The sequence below is a fragment of the Pedobacter sp. GR22-6 genome, assembly GCF_037402555.1.
Classification (GTDB): Bacteria; Bacteroidota; Bacteroidia; order Sphingobacteriales; family Sphingobacteriaceae; genus Pedobacter.
The window spans coordinates 734,717-749,097 of sequence record NZ_JBBEUC010000001.1 but is presented as its reverse complement, the minus strand read 5'-3'; the positions used below and the strand labels follow the sequence as shown (position 1 = coordinate 749,097).

The following is a 14,381-nucleotide window of genomic DNA, read 5'->3' as shown; positions in this document are numbered from 1 at the left end:
GACCCTATTTTGCTTACAAAATTTGGTCACCAAAAAGCTTCACTTCACGCAAATCTGTGAACACAGTTGCATTGATGATCGAGACATGGAAATGATTTCGAGGGACCCTAAAATGGAAAAACCTCGATAGGGTCCCTCGTAGGGTCCCTCAATACTTGAAATTACGTTATATCAGAGGATATAGGATTTAAGCAAAAAGGCCTCAAATCATAGATTTAAGGCCTTTTTAACAGAAGGGTAAATTCTGTTCGTCGGGGTGGCAGGATTCGAACCTACGACCTCCTGCTCCCAAAGCAGGCGCGATACCGGGCTACGCTACACCCCGAACTGGTATCTTCTTTTTTACTGGTCAATTTAAAACCAACTTTCCAATTGGTTTTTGTCGGGGTGGCAGGATTCGAACCTACGACCTCCTGCTCCCAAAGCAGGCGCGATACCGGGCTACGCTACACCCCGAACTGGTATCTTCTTTTAACCCTTTTTCGAAGGGAGTGCAAAGAAACGATTTTGAATCGACAAAAACGAACTTATTCACTTTTATATTTCAGCGGAGAGGGCGGGATTCGAACCCGCGGTACCGTTGCCAGTACGACAGTTTAGCAAACTGTTCCTTTCGGCCACTCAGGCACCTCTCCTTTTATCATCAGCTATCCTCGCTGAGGGAGTGCAAATATAGCAATTCATCTATGTTTGCAAAAAAAAATTACACATTTTGCAAATAATCTATTCTTACATGATAAATGCTCATCAGCATCGTCTTGAATATCAACTTTATAGTCTCAAGATCTTTTAAAGTCAAATCGCAGTTGTCCAACTGATTTTGTTCCAGTTTATAATTAATAATGCGTTCTACCAGGTCACTGATCCCTTGAGCATCCGGATTTTTCAGGCTTCTTGAGGCTGCTTCCACCGAATCGGCCAGCATCAGCACACCTGTTTCTTTAGAAAAAGGAATGGGTCCTGGATACCTGAAAATGTTTTCGTCCACAAATTTCTCCGGTGAATTCTTTAAAAATGACTGGTAAAAATAATCTACCCTTGTATTTCCATGGTGCGTTCTGATGAAGTCGATCACGCTTTCCGGCAATTGGTGCCTTCTGGTGATCTCTATTCCTTTATGCACATGCTTAATGATGATCTGTGCACTCTGTTCATAGGGCAATTTATCATGGGGACTACCGCCAATATTTTGGTTCTCTATAAAATACTGCGGATTCTCTATTTTACCAATGTCATGGTACAAGGCACCCGCCCTCACTAATAGGGAATTTCCCCCGATCTTAAAAATGGCAGCTTCCGCGAGATTAGCTACCTGCAGCGAATGTTGAAAGGTGCCCGGAGCTTTAAAAGCAAGCTCTCTCAGCAATTTATTATTGGTATTGGTCAATTCGATCAAAGCAATATCTGAAGTGATGCCAAACAGGCGTTCAAAAGCATAGATCAGAGGATAAGCCAGCAATGACAACAATACACTTACGACAAATGGCATAAAATTGCCCCATTCAATCTGACTAAAAGAACCTTCCCGCAACAGGGCGATCCCAATAAATGAAATGAAATAAGCAGAAAGGATAAATAACGCTGACAACAACAATTGCTCGCGTTTGATCAGGTTTCGGATACTGTAGATGGCTACCATACCTGAAGTCACCTGGTAGAACACAAACTCGAAGCTATTGGGCACAAAAAAGCCAGCAATGAGGATGACCAGCAAATGCAAATATAAGGCGAGCCGCGTATCAAAAAGGATCCGGATAATGATCGGGACTATACAGTATGGGATATAATATAAACTGGGCAAATTGAGCTTGATCGCCCAGGTCAGGGAAAGCAGCATCGTAGTATTGACGAGTAAGATCAGCGACAGTTGACGGTTATCGGCAAATATGTCCTTTCTGAATAATTTCAAAAAGAACATCAGCAAAGTCACTACAAAACCAACCAGCAGGATTTGCCCCAGGTAAACCAGTTTGCTATCCCCTATAGTCTTGGTCTGCGCTTCATAAGTTTCTTTAAAGGATTGTAGCTTCTGATACACTTCATCATCAATCACACCGTTTTTTGCAATGATCAGCTCGCCCTTTTGCACCATGCCCCTGGTAGTAGAAATACTGTTCAGCGTATTTTCCTGTACTATGCCGGTCAGTTTTTCATTAAAAATAATATTGGGTTGCAGGTGGTCTTCAATCAAACTGAGCACCATTTCCTTTACTTTTAAATTGATGTTCTCAAAATGATCTTTACTGTATTCCAATGCGGTCGCAACCGTAAACAAATCCTGAGTGCTTACTGTCCGGGTCACATTGTTACTGATCAAGGAAAGATCAAAGTACTTATTCCCCTTATTGTGTTTAGGATCGGCTGCAATGATCCCCTTATCGTACATTGATTTCAATAATTTGAATGAACGCTGCCTCACCTCCGCCTTATCGTTCTCTGGCAAGGCATTGCTGCGCCACTTCACATCAAATTCACTGAGATAAGCGTCTTCTATATTGCCAATCATTTCTGAATTCAGTGTATAAATTGGCAATATATTATTTAGCGCTTCTGTCTTGTCAGTTGTGACCTGTGGGTTCGTTTTCAGGATTGCAAATCCAAAAGGGGAAATCAGGTCTTTGTTCTTCCAGATCTCCCCTTTTTCAAACTCGTACCGGAACCGTGGTTGTTTAGGCAGGAATACCGTGATGATCAACACGGAGAGTACCATCATTATGTATTTGATGTTGGAAGAATATTTCCTGTAAAGGACCTTGTGGGAATTTCGTTTGATCTTAGCCAAAGTGATTAATTTGATTTCTAAATCAAAAATAGCATAAAATTTAATTAGAACGGCCCTATATCTTTTTTACGCTCCCGCATACTTAAAACGAAATTTCGGTGTTGATATAAAATACATCCCACCCGATGAAGTTCCAGTAACTGCAATTGTATAACTTTGCAGCAACTAACATATAAATCATACATGAAGGAAGTAGTCATTGTATCCGCCGTAAGAACGCCAATAGGCAGTTTCGGCGGCTCATTATCAGGATTTTCAGCCACACAGCTAGGCGGCTTCGCCATAAAAGCGGCAGTGGAAAAAGCAGGCATTCAAGTTTCCGAGGTACAGGAAGTTTACATGGGCAATGTGCTTTCAGCCAACCTTGGTCAGGCTCCCGCTACCCAGGCAGCCAAATTTGCGGGTTTACCGGATGTACCGGCCACCACCATCAATAAAGTGTGTGCATCAGGAACCAAAGCCATTATGCTTGCCGCTCAGAGCATTGCCCTGGGGCAGGCTGACGTTGTTGTTGCCGGTGGCATGGAAAGCATGAGCAACGTACCTTATTATCTCGACAAAGCCCGTACAGGCTATCGCCTGGGCCACGGACAAATCACCGACGGATTGGTTAAAGACGGTCTTTGGGATGTATACAACGACTACCATATGGGTTCTGCGGCTGAACTGTGCGCTACCGAATGTGGCATCAGCCGCGAGGATCAGGACACTTTCGCGGTCAGCTCTTACCAAAGGGCACAGTTTGCTCAAAACGAAGGCAAGTTTGACCAGGAGGTCATTCCAGTGGAGATCAAAGACCGCAAGGGCGATGTAAGTCTGATCACTAAAGACGAAGAACCTTTCGCAGTAAAATTCGATAAGATCCCGGGATTAAAACCCGTGTTCAAAAAAGAAGGTACTGTTACTGCAGCAAATGCATCTACCTTAAATGATGGTGCAGCAGCACTGGTATTGATGAGTGCCGACAAAGCGAAGGAACTCGGATTGAAACCTCTGGCAAAAATATTGGCCTATGCCGACGCGCAACAGGCACCGGAATGGTTCACTACCGCTCCTTCCAAGGCCATTCCTCTGGCACTTCAGAAAGCTGGAAAAACTCTTGATGATGTTGATTATTTTGAAATCAATGAAGCTTTTTCCGTAGTTTCACTGGCCAATAACAAAGAACTGGGTTTGAGTCCGGATCATGTAAATGTAAATGGCGGCGCAGTAGCCATAGGTCACCCGCTCGGCGCTTCAGGTGCACGTATTGTAGTCACGCTGCTCTCTGTGCTCAACCAGAACAATGGAAAAATCGGTGTAGCCGGGATCTGTAACGGTGGTGGCGGAGCCAGTGCGATCGTGATCGAAAACTTATTTAAATATGAATAAAAGGTTTATACCTGTAATGATCATCCTACTGTGCTGCGCCCTGAGCAATCTCATGGCGCAGCACAGCTTTAGTTTCAATAGTGGTCCGGCCATGAGCCGTTACCAGGATTCCCTGATAAAGATCAGCGAACAGATGTTCAACCTGCCTGAGAATAACGAACGTTATGCAAAGAATGCTGAATTCATCAAAACACTGGTCAATTCTCTTAAAACACAGGGATCTTTTGCCTACCCTTTTGATTCTCTCAAAAAAATTACAGTCCTGAAATCACCGGACAATTCTTTCCGGATTTTCTCCTGGGCGCTCCCGGTAGACGATGGAAGCTACCGCTTTTTTGGCGCCATCCAGATCGCTACCAAGGACGGAAAACTGAAACTGCTCCCACTGATCGATGAAACCGCCAGCATCAGCAATCCCAACCTGATCACCGATAATAAAAAATGGTATGGGGCCAGATATTATGAGGTAATTCCTGTTCTCAATAACGGAAAACCTGCATATTATGTACTCCTGGGCTGGAAAGGCCACAACGCCAGGACTTCTAAAAAAGTGATCGAGGTTCTGTCTTTTGACAAAGATCAGGCAGTTTTCGGAAAACCTGTCCTTGAAGGCGCCAAAGGTAGTACCGTAAAGAACAGGGTCATTTTCGAATACAATAAACTCAACTCCATGACGCTAAGCCTGGATAAAAGCACAAATATGATCGTATTTGACCATCTGGCGCCCTTTTCTCCGGACATGGCCGGCAATTTTGAATTCTACGCCTCTGATTTAAGCTTTGACGCTTATAAATTAATCAATGGCAGACTAAAACTGGTGGAGAACGTAGAATTGAAGAATGACCCCAACGCGATGGACGAGTTTTATGCAGATCCTACAGACAAGAGCATCAAGCCTGTAAAGAAGCTTTAAGTGTATTTAGTACACGTTTAGGGCGATTAAAAAATTTGGGAGTTTGCCTGCATGTACCTATCTTGCGCGCTGAACTAACTAAACCATCGATAAATAATACACACATAAAAAAACATGACTACACAAAATTTGGATACTCCAAATAACTTTTTTGAGAGTAAGGTTCTTGGACATCCGGCCGGGCTGTTTGTTTTATTCTTTACCGAGATGTGGGAACGTTTTTCCTACTACGGTATGCGTGCCCTCCTGGTGCTTTTTCTTACCACCACATTAACGGATGCCAATCCGGGTTGGGGATGGCCACGCGAACATGCACTCGCAATCTACGGATCCTATACCGGTCTGGCATACCTTACCCCTATTTTGGGTGGTTATATTGCCGACAGGATCATCGGCTACCGCTGGGCGGTGATTGTCGGGGCATTATTGATGACCTTAGGCCACCTTTCTATGGCCATAGAGATTGACCATTTGTTCATGTACCTGGGCTTAGGTCTTCTTGTGATCGGTAACGGTTTCTTCAAACCAAACATGACCTCTATCGTAGCTCAGATGTATAAAAACCATCCGGAGAAAAAAGATGGTGCCTACACCATTTTCTATATGGGTGTGAATTCTGGTGCATTCCTCGGAATGTTATTGTGTGGTTACATCGGAGAAAGTCCGGAATGGGGATGGAGCTATGGCTTTGGTCTGGCGGGTATCTTTATGTTCATCGGTATGCTCCAGTTTTACTTCACTCAGGGCATTTTCGGAGACATCGGTTTGAAACCGGTTGCTGATAAAATCGACGATGAATCTACAGATCTGGAAGAATCTACGAGAAACCCTTTTTCTAAATTCGATCTGGTACTCATTGCCCTGATCTCTGTGATCGGCCTTTCCTGGATCATCAATGATCCGGTTTCCAAGATCACCAGCATGAACCTTTTCAACTTCCAGGTAGGAAGCATGGAAGGCAGTAGCTTTATGATCACCATTGCCTTATTGCTATTTGTATTTATCCTGATAAAAAGGATTTCTCAATATACGCCTAAACTGCGGGACAAAATGATTGCCGTAGTTGTGCTTGGTTTCATCACCGTATTCTTCTGGGCTTCTTTTGAACAAGCAGGCGGCTCCATGACGATCTTTGCCAAAGACTATACTGCAAGGGTGCTCACCGGCGATTCAAAGGTGATCTTCAATGTGGTAAACACGCTGATTACCGTGATCCCTTTGGTGATCATTTCTTATGTACTTTTCAAACTCTTCTCCAAAACATTTGCAAAATATGCATTTGGTAACATTATCCTGGCGTCAGGTTTTGTGATCATCTGGGGAATTGTCATCTACATGCTTTCTAACCAATACAGCGAAGTAAAATCAGAAGTTCCCGCCACCTGGTTTGGTATTCTGAACTCGCTGTTCATCATCAGTCTTGCTCCGCTCGTATCCAAGATTTGGGAAAGCAAATACAATCCTGCCGCGACTGTTAAAAATGGTTTGGGCATGATTCTGCTGGGTATTGGTTTCGCCGCATTGGCTTATGGTGCAAGCACCATTCCTCAGGGAGCTACAGTGGCCCAGGTCAGCATGATCTGGCTGGTTTTGGCATATTTGTTCCATACCCTGGGTGAATTGTTCATTTCTCCTGTAGGTTTGTCTTACGTAAGTAAACTGGTTCCGGGACGTATGATTGCCATCATGTTTGGAATCTGGTACCTGGCCATTGCCATCGGTAATAAAATCGCTGGTACAATGGGTGGAATGATCGACGAGATCACTTCTAAATATTCCATGACCACCTTCTTCCTAATCTTTACCTTAATACCTGTTGGTCTGGGGGTGATCATCATCCTGCTGACTCCGGTAATGAAAAGGTTAATGCACGGCGTGAAATAAAACATACGAAGCCTCCCGATCCCATCGGGAGGCTTTTTTAATCAAAGAAATCAAACTTCAAACATGCCTCAAAACCTCAGTCTGCAGGAAATTCAGAATTTCAACGGTAAATACCCGAAACAACTTTGGGCCCTTTTCTTCTCGGAAATGTGGGAACGTTTCTGTTTTTACGGAATGCGCGGAATGCTCACCTATTTCATGGTTTCTCAATTGTTCATGAAGGACGTAGATGCCAACCTGCAGTATGGTGCAACCCAGGCCTTCGTATATGCTTTTACTTTTATAGGTGGACTGTTTGCCGATAAAATCCTGGGCTTTAGAAAGTCGCTGTTCTGGGGTGGAATCCTGATGATTGTCGGAAGCGGAATCCTGGCTTTTGACCCACACCAGTTCTTTTTCCTGGGCATCAGCTTTACTGTAGTCGGAACAGGTTTCTTTAAACCCAATATCTCGACAATGGTAGGTAAACTCTACAAAGACGGGGACGCGAGGCGCGACGCAGGTTTTTCGGTGTTTTATGCAGGAATCAATATTGGTGCGTTACTCGGGGGCTATGCCTGTATCGCCATCGGGAAGGAATATTCCTGGCACCTGGCATTCGGATTGGCAGCAATCGTCATGACCATCAGTTTGGTCACTTTCCTATTTACCCAAAAGAGTCTTGGCCCGATCGGACTTCCTCCAGGACAGGATGAAGAAGTAAAAGACATTGCAGTAAGTGGCATCGACGAGAAAGTTCAAACAGAACCTGCCCTGATCACTGTAAAAGCAGCCAATAAAAAATGGTACGACTACGCAGTCTATGCCGGGTCTCTGGCTATCATTCCGGTAATCATGATCATGGTGGCGAAAACGCAATACACCAATTGGTTTATGGCCATTGTTGGCCCAGCTACGCTCTTATACCTCATCTTCGAAATGTCTAAATATGGATGGGCGGAACGTAAAAAGCTCCTCGCAGCCCTGGTATTCATCCTGTTCTCCATTATCTTCTGGGGCATTTACGAACAAAGCGGCGGTTCACTGGCTTTATTTGCTGCGAGAAACCTGGATAATAAAGTTCTCGGTGTGCTCACATTGGATCCCAATGGGGTCAACAACTCTGCGAACTCTCTCTTTGTGATCATATTTGCCTTCGTTTTCAGTGTCATCTGGATTGCCATGGCAAAAAAGAAAATAGAGCCAAACACGGTGATCAAATTTGGTCTGGCATTCCTCTTCCTCGCCGGTGCATTTTTTATTTTCTACAGTACCCGCTTTTTTGCGAATGGAAGCGGCATTGCATCCCTGGATGTTTTTGTCGTGGCTTACCTGGTCATGACCTTCGGGGAATTGTGTCTTTCACCAATCGGACTTTCCATCATGACCAAACTTTCCCCCGTCAAATTGCAGGGTGTAATGATGGGAATGTGGTTCCTGGCGAGTGCATACGGCCAGTATGTAGCCGGATTGTTGGGTGCCGGACTTGCAGAAGCCGGTGAAAACGACACGCCCTTACAGAAATTGATGTCTTACACCGAAGGATACAAACAGCTGGCCATTTACTCGCTCATCGCGGGTGTGCTACTGATCCTGATCTCGCCAATTGTCAGGAAACTGATGCAGGAAGTAAAATAAAATCCATAATTTCGCTGAATAATTCAATTTACGTGTCAGACAGTCTAGTTATCATACCCACATACAACGAAAAAGAAAACATAGAAAAGATCATCAGAAAAGTCTTTTCACTGAATTACTTTTTTGAGATACTCATTATTGATGACGGATCTCCGGATGGTACTGCTGACATTGTAAAACGCCTGCAACAGGAATACCCTGCGCTCCATCTGGAACAGCGTAAAGGCAAATTGGGTTTAGGAACTGCATACATACATGGCTTTAGATGGGCACTGGAAAAGGATTACGAATTCATATTTGAAATGGATGCCGACTTCTCACACAATCCCGATGACCTGATCCGCCTGCGTCAGGCTTGCCTGAATGGTGCAGACGTAGCGATAGGTTCGCGATATGTGAATGGCGTCAATGTGGTCAACTGGCCAATGAGCCGTGTACTGATGTCTTATTTTGCCTCTGTATATGTGAGGATGATTACCCGGATCGACATTCAGGATGCTACTGCGGGCTTCAAATGCTTCCGAAGGAAGGTTCTTGCTACCATCCCTATGGAAAAGATCAAATTCGTGGGTTATGCTTTCCAGATCGAAATGAAGTTCACCGCATTGAAATATGGATTCAAAGTGATAGAGGTTCCCATTATCTTTACCGATCGTACAGAAGGCAGCTCTAAAATGAGTACCAAGATCTTCAGGGAAGCCTTTCTAGGTGTGATTCAGATGAAGGTATGGAGTTGGTTCAGAAAATACGATAAGCTTGCTTAAAGCTTAGTCTCTCCCTTTCCTTCCCGCATCATTTCTCCGAAATCCAGGCCTCTGTCCATTGCAGAGACAATCTTCACCAGCCTCTTGGTACGTGTGGTTTCTGTTTTTGCACTGTTCAGCCAGTTGATGTACCAATTGCGGTGCGACATGGGCATTTTCATGAAATTTTCCATCAATTGGGTTTCGTCCGACAAACAGAGTTCCAGGTCTTCCGGCAGCTCAATCTTAAAATCTTTGTCCTCCTCAAGTTGAACTTCAAGCACAGCACCGGCTTCCTTTCTCAATTTCTTTCTTAAAGCGGCTTTTAGAGCAATAATGAAATCCCCCTCTCCCATTGGTGTAGTCGCCATGCCGGAAATCTCGACCTGATCCAATTTACCTTTTATCCGAAAACTTTTCCGGCAATCCTTCTTGATCTGGTCTGCCAGCGTATGCGGAATAAAAATATAACTCCAGCCAGTCTTCTCTCCCATTTCTCCGAATTTCTCAATCTCTGCTTTAAATGTAATCATAGGATAATTGATGATAGTTTTTCTTCTACTCCCATTCCAAACAAGGCAAAATCATACTTTACAGGATCGAGCGGATCAAATTTACGGAGTTCTTCCGTTAGTTCTACTGCAGTGCGCCAATCGGTTTGTTTCCTTTCGATCAGGTCCAGTCTGCGGGCTACACGGTCTACATGAACATCGCATGGACAAATCAGGTCGGCCGGTGTCAAACGGCTCCAGATTCCAAAATCTACACCATGCTCATCCTTGCGCACCATCCACCTGAGGAACATGTTCAGCCTTTTACAGGTTGATTTCTGCAAAGGTGAAGAAATGTGCTTAATGGTCCGCCTCGGAAAATCCGGCAGCGAAAAGAAATAAGAACGGAAATGGTTCAGGGAACGTTCGATCAAGGGCACAGTTTCTACCTCTGCTCCGGGTATGTATGCTATCTGAGACTCAGCTCCGGGAGCTAAAAATGCAGTTTCTAATGAATCTGACACTTGATAGTGCTGCTGAAAAAAAGCCACAAAATACAACAGGTCGGTATCATTGAAGGTACGGTGCTTAAAGCCCAGCAAAGATTTCAGTTCTTCTTCACTGTGTCCACAGATGAAATCATGTGGCGAATTGTCCATACGGTCCATCAGCTCATTGCATTTATTGATGATCGTCTTGCGCTGGCCCCAGGCTAAAATAGCCGCAAAAAATGCGGCTATTTCAATGTCCTGTTTCTTTTTAAAACCATGGGGTATGCAAATGGGATCATTCGCGATGAAATCCGGCCGGTTATATTGCGCCGTCTTCATCTCCAGAAAGTCCTTAAGTGCTAAAAATTCCAAATTGTGTTTATTTAAGCGCCTGTTCCAAATCTTCCAAAAGATCGTCAATATCTTCTACACCTACACTAAAACGCAGCAAGTTATCGGTTACGCCAACCTTTTCTCTTTCTGCTTTTGGAATGGAACCATGAGTCATGGACACCGGATGGTTGATCAGCGACTCTACACCGCCCAAAGATTCTGCCAGGGTAAATACCTTGAAAGAAGAGGCAATGCGGAAAGTTTCCTGCAGGTCGGCATCCTTTAATGTCACGGACACCATTCCGCCAAAACCCCGCATTTGTTTCTTCGCGATGGCATGGTTGGGATGATCTTCAAAACCAGGCCAGTAGATTTTATCGATCTTCGGGTGGTTCTTTAAAAAATGTGCAACCTTCTCACCGTTCTCACAATGTGCTTTCATCCTCAGGTGAAGGGTCTTGATGCCCCTCAGCACCAGGAAAGCATCCTGCGGTCCTGGTGTAGCGCCACAGGCGTTATAGATGAACCAAAGGTCTTTATACAACTGGTCATCGTTGACGAGTAAAGCCCCCATCACTACGTCGGAGTGACCGCCGATGTATTTCGTTACCGAATGCATTACAATATCGGCTCCCTGATCGATTGGATTTTGCAGATAAGGAGAAGCAAAGGTATTGTCGACCGCCAGCAGCAGCTTGTTCTCCCTGGTGATTTTTGCCACCCCTTCAATATCAATGATGCGCATGGTTGGATTGGTTGGGGTCTCTATCCAGACCAGCTTAGTTTTTTCGTTGATATAAGGCAATATATTTTCAGGGCTGGACAGGTCCAGGAAATGAAATTTGATGCCATATTTCTCGTAGACTTTGGTAAAGATGCGGTATGAACCTCCATAAAGGTCATTACCGGTGATCACCTCGTCACCCGGTTGCAACAACCGGAGCACAGCATCAGTTGCGCCCATTCCACTGGAGAAAGCCAGACCATATTTGGCATTTTCCAGGGCTGCCAGACAATCCTCCAAAGCCTTACGCGTTGGATTGGTACCTCTGGAATATTCAAATCCCTTGTGCGCTCCCGGCGATTTCTGCCAATAAGTGGAGGTTTGGTAAATCGGGGTCATGACTGCTCCAGTAGTAGGATCAGGTTCCTGACCGGCGTGAATGGCTTTGGTTGCGAATTTCATATAATAAGTATCAAGATGTAAATAGTCAACAATAAGTTAATAAGCCCTGGCAAACAGCACCCTTTGGGTCGAAGGCTTGCCGGAATAAATGCAGACACCTTCTTCAAGCTTGTTATCCAATGGAACGCAGCGAATGGTCGCTTTAGTCTCTTCTTTGATCTTTTGCTCAGTTTCCGGTGTACCGTCCCAATGTGCAGCGATAAACCCAGCCTTACCATCCAGCAACTCCTTGAATTCTTCATAAGAATTGGCTTCCGTAATGTGCGCATCGCGGAAGTTCAATGCTTTATTGAAAATATTCTGCTGGATGTCTTCCAACAATTGTGGAATATAGATTTCCAGGCCTTCCTGGTTCACGGTCTGTTTCTCGCGCGTATCTCTCCTGGCAAGTTCTACTGTACCATTTTCCATGTCACGGGCACCAATGGCCAAACGTACCGGTACACCTTTCAGTTCATATTCTGCAAATTTAAAGCCCGGACGCTGAGAATCACGATTGTCGTATTTGACCGAAATCCCAAGACGCTTCAATTTTGCACTGAGGATATCCACGAAGGAGGTGATTTTGGCCAGCTCCTCATCAGTCTTATAGATCGGAACAATCACAACCTGTATCGGTGCCAGTTTTGGTGGCAGCACCAGTCCCGCATCATCGCTATGCGCCATAATCAAAGCACCCATCAGACGGGTAGATACACCCCATGACGTGGCCCATACGTGTTCCTGTTTGCCTTCCTTACTGGTGAATTTTACATCAAATGCTTTGGCAAAATTCTGCCCCAGGAAATGGGAAGTTCCAGCTTGCAGGGCCTTTCCGTCCTGCATCAGGGCTTCTATGCAATAAGTGTCCAATGCACCTGCAAAACGTTCATTTGGCGTTTTCACCCCTTTTACTACAGGTACAGCCATCCAGTTTTCCGCAAAATCTGCATACACATCCAGCATCTGTTTGGTTTCAGCTATCGCCTCCTCTGCGGTAGCATGTGCTGTATGTCCTTCCTGCCACAGAAATTCTGTAGTGCGAAGGAACAAACGCGTACGCATCTCCCAGCGCACCACATTGGCCCATTGGTTGATCAGCAAGGGAAGGTCGCGATAAGATTGGATCCAGCCTTTATAGGTATTCCAGATGATCGTCTCAGAAGTTGGACGTACGATCAGCTCTTCTTCCAGTTTAGCAGTTTCATCTACGATGATGTTGCCATTTCCGTCATTTTTCAGACGATAGTGTGTCACAACGGCACATTCTGTAGCAAAGCCGTCAACGTGCGAGGCTTCCTTTGAAAAATATGACTTAGGAATGAATAAAGGAAAGTAAGCATTGCTGTGACCTGTATCTTTAAACTTTTGGTCTAAAACCGCCTGTATCTTCTCCCAAATGGAGTATCCATAGGGTTTTATCACCATACATCCTTTTACGGAGGAGTGCTCTGCCAGGTCGGCTTTTATAACAATGTCGTTATACCACTGGGAATAATCTTCGTTTTTACTTGTAATACCTTTGCTCATAAGTCCTTGGAACGTTTTTTGTGTTAAATGTCTTGTATCGTAGGCTACAAATTTATAAATTTATACCTACAAAAAAATCGCAACACACAAACAACACATAAGTTATGAAACCTAACCATTTATTCACAAGTATGCTCGCGTTGGCAACGATAGTTGTAACGTCCTGCTCTGCCCCAAGATTGGCGCAGCAAAGCAACAATGATGATGATGTTTACAACAGTGTGGCCCAGGCTAAAGTGTACACGCCTGCACCAGTACCGGTACAACAGACTCAAAATAATGCCAGCAATCAGTACAATGAAGATGATTACTATGGCACCAGTGATCCTTACTACGATATGGATTACTCTTCACGCATCAACAGATTTTACTACTCCAGTCCATGGAGGACCTATTACGATCCTTACTTCGACAACTGGTCGATGGGAATCGGATTTGGTTCTTATTATGGCGGATGGAACACTCCATATTCAGGCTGGGGCTATTTGAGCTCACCTTTCTGGGGATGGAACAATTGGGGCTTCAACAATTGGGGATGGAATAACTGGGGATGGAACAATTACTACGGCGGCGGCTATTACGGTGGCGGCTACTATGGTGGTGGATTCCTCGGAGGAGGTTACGGAGGCGGTGGTTATTATACAGGCCGTACCACCAATGTACCTCAGAGCGTGAGACCTGCTAGGGGAAGCAGAGATGGTTACACACCTGGCAGGAGTTCAACTGCAGCCGGAAGCGAAGCCTACTTGTCACCAAGAAGCAGTGCCGCAAGGGCAGCAAGACAAAGTGGCAGCACGAATACTACCGATCCACGTAGTGGCACAGTCAGCAGACCATCGAGAACATCCACGACACAATCCAATACCCCAAGCAGAACGGAAACTGCCAGGCCATCAAGAGAATCTTACACCCCGCCTACTTACAGTCCTCCTCCAACCAGGAGCAGCTCTGGAAGTTCAGGTTCATCCGGTAGCTCAAGCTCAGGTAGCAGCGGAAGTTCAGGTGGCGGTGGTTCTACAGGTGGTGGAAGAGCAAGCAGAGGCGGCAGATAATTTTAGCAA

General features: G+C 44.9%; 11 protein-coding genes and 3 tRNA genes. 6 read left to right on the top strand and 8 right to left on the bottom strand.

What is annotated here, in order from left to right; translation table 11 throughout:
* Nucleotides 1-251: 251 nt before the first annotated feature.
* From WAE59_RS03270 to WAE59_RS03255, 4 genes are all read right to left on the bottom strand, one after another.
* Nucleotides 252-325, bottom strand: a tRNA-Pro gene (locus WAE59_RS03270).
* A gap of 57 nt (nucleotides 326-382) precedes the next feature.
* A tRNA-Pro gene (locus WAE59_RS03265) sits at nucleotides 383-456 on the bottom strand.
* Between the two features lie 92 nt (nucleotides 457-548).
* Nucleotides 549-635 (bottom strand) — tRNA-Ser (locus tag WAE59_RS03260).
* A gap of 68 nt (nucleotides 636-703) precedes the next feature.
* Nucleotides 704-2,782 carry an HD family phosphohydrolase gene (locus WAE59_RS03255; RefSeq protein WP_443147240.1) on the bottom strand — a complete coding sequence of 693 codons (2,079 nt, stop codon included), beginning with the start codon at nucleotides 2,780-2,782 and terminating at the stop codon, nucleotides 704-706.
* A 183-nt stretch (nucleotides 2,783-2,965) separates the two neighbouring features.
* Here WAE59_RS03255 and WAE59_RS03250 point away from each other — a divergent pair, with 183 nt between their 5' ends.
* From WAE59_RS03250 to WAE59_RS03230, 5 genes are all read left to right on the top strand, one after another.
* Nucleotides 2,966-4,153 (top strand): acetyl-CoA C-acyltransferase, encoded by a 1,188-nt coding sequence (locus WAE59_RS03250; protein ID WP_337854498.1) that lies wholly within the window; start codon nucleotides 2,966-2,968, stop codon nucleotides 4,151-4,153.
* On the top strand, nucleotides 4,146-5,066 hold the full coding sequence (locus tag WAE59_RS03245; protein ID WP_337854497.1) for a hypothetical protein: 921 nt from the start codon (nucleotides 4,146-4,148) through the stop codon (nucleotides 5,064-5,066). The genes WAE59_RS03250 and WAE59_RS03245 overlap by 8 nt, the downstream gene beginning before the upstream one ends.
* 114 nt (nucleotides 5,067-5,180) lie before the next feature.
* Nucleotides 5,181-6,950 (top strand): peptide MFS transporter, encoded by a 1,770-nt coding sequence (locus WAE59_RS03240; protein ID WP_337854496.1) that lies wholly within the window; start codon nucleotides 5,181-5,183, stop codon nucleotides 6,948-6,950.
* 63 nt (nucleotides 6,951-7,013) lie between these two features.
* Nucleotides 7,014-8,567 (top strand): peptide MFS transporter, encoded by a 1,554-nt coding sequence (locus WAE59_RS03235; protein WP_337854495.1) that lies wholly within the window; start codon nucleotides 7,014-7,016, stop codon nucleotides 8,565-8,567.
* A gap of 32 nt (nucleotides 8,568-8,599) precedes the next feature.
* A complete protein-coding gene (locus tag WAE59_RS03230) occupies nucleotides 8,600-9,331 on the top strand; it encodes a polyprenol monophosphomannose synthase (protein ID WP_337854494.1) in 732 nt (243 codons plus the stop codon).
* Here WAE59_RS03230 and WAE59_RS03225 read toward each other — a convergent pair.
* Genes WAE59_RS03225 through proS form a run of 4 tightly spaced genes read right to left on the bottom strand, consistent with a single transcriptional unit; the run spans nucleotide 9,328 to nucleotide 13,320 of the window.
* Nucleotides 9,328-9,843 carry a YdeI/OmpD-associated family protein gene (locus WAE59_RS03225; RefSeq protein WP_337854493.1) on the bottom strand — a complete coding sequence of 172 codons (516 nt, stop codon included), beginning with the start codon at nucleotides 9,841-9,843 and terminating at the stop codon, nucleotides 9,328-9,330. The genes WAE59_RS03230 and WAE59_RS03225 overlap by 4 nt on opposite strands.
* Nucleotides 9,840-10,664: a TIGR02757 family protein gene (locus WAE59_RS03220; RefSeq protein ID WP_337854492.1), complete on the bottom strand. Its 825-nt coding sequence runs from the start codon at nucleotides 10,662-10,664 to the stop codon at nucleotides 9,840-9,842. Before WAE59_RS03220 ends, WAE59_RS03225 begins: the two co-directional genes overlap by 4 nt.
* Nucleotides 10,665-10,671: 7 nt before the next feature.
* Nucleotides 10,672-11,811 (bottom strand): cystathionine gamma-synthase, encoded by a 1,140-nt coding sequence (locus tag WAE59_RS03215; RefSeq protein WP_337854491.1) that lies wholly within the window; start codon nucleotides 11,809-11,811, stop codon nucleotides 10,672-10,674.
* A gap of 36 nt (nucleotides 11,812-11,847) precedes the next feature.
* Entirely contained in the window at nucleotides 11,848-13,320 is a 1,473-nt protein-coding gene (proS, locus tag WAE59_RS03210) for a proline--tRNA ligase (RefSeq protein WP_337854490.1), read from the bottom strand.
* Nucleotides 13,321-13,424: 104 nt separating this feature from the next.
* On the opposite strand from proS, the gene WAE59_RS03205 reads away from it, so the two are divergent.
* A complete protein-coding gene (locus WAE59_RS03205) occupies nucleotides 13,425-14,372 on the top strand; it encodes a hypothetical protein (RefSeq protein ID WP_337854489.1) in 948 nt (315 codons plus the stop codon).
* Nucleotides 14,373-14,381: the final 9 nt, after the last annotated feature.

Coding starts and splice junctions, on each gene's coding strand:
- WAE59_RS03225 (WP_337854493.1), bottom strand. CDS start 9,843: ATGATTACATTTAAAGCAGAGATTGAGAAATTCGGAGAAATGGGAGAG.
- WAE59_RS03215 (WP_337854491.1), bottom strand. CDS start 11,811: ATGAAATTCGCAACCAAAGCCATTCACGCCGGTCAGGAACCTGATCCT.
- WAE59_RS03250 (WP_337854498.1), top strand. CDS start 2,966: ATGAAGGAAGTAGTCATTGTATCCGCCGTAAGAACGCCAATAGGCAGT.
- WAE59_RS03245 (WP_337854497.1), top strand. CDS start 4,146: ATGAATAAAAGGTTTATACCTGTAATGATCATCCTACTGTGCTGCGCC.
- proS (WP_337854490.1), bottom strand. CDS start 13,320: ATGAGCAAAGGTATTACAAGTAAAAACGAAGATTATTCCCAGTGGTAT.
- WAE59_RS03205 (WP_337854489.1), top strand. CDS start 13,425: ATGAAACCTAACCATTTATTCACAAGTATGCTCGCGTTGGCAACGATA.
- WAE59_RS03240 (WP_337854496.1), top strand. CDS start 5,181: ATGACTACACAAAATTTGGATACTCCAAATAACTTTTTTGAGAGTAAG.
- WAE59_RS03235 (WP_337854495.1), top strand. CDS start 7,014: ATGCCTCAAAACCTCAGTCTGCAGGAAATTCAGAATTTCAACGGTAAA.